This is a genomic window from Bacillus sp. SIMBA_008, assembly GCF_046535495.1.
In the GTDB taxonomy this organism is placed as follows: domain Bacteria; phylum Bacillota; class Bacilli; order Bacillales; family Bacillaceae; genus Bacillus; species Bacillus subtilis.
Genome location: NZ_JAWRWL010000518.1, coordinates 1 through 269, shown reverse-complemented (window position 1 = coordinate 269; position 269 = coordinate 1). Strand labels below are relative to the sequence as shown.

At 34.2% G+C, this 269-nt stretch carries 1 protein-coding gene; it reads left to right on the top strand.

The features are described from left to right. Positions 1 to 269 (top strand): LCP family glycopolymer transferase (locus SB658_RS24270; protein ID WP_410602911.1); only part of this gene is annotated, 269 nt, incomplete at both ends.

The following is a 269-nucleotide window of genomic DNA, read 5'->3' as shown; positions in this document are numbered from 1 at the left end:
CACGTGATACATATACAGAGATTGTTGGAAAAGGTAAAAGTGATAAAATTAATCATGCCTATGCATTCGGTGGAGTGGACATGTCTGTAGCGACAGTGGAAAAATTCTTGAATGTGCCTATTAACTATTATATTGAAGTGAATATGGAAGGATTTAAAGATATTGTAGATGCAGTTGGTGGTGTAGATGTAAATAATGATTTAGAATTTACACAAGACAAGCATCATTTTGCTAAAGGAAATATCCATTTAACGGGTGATGAGGCACTA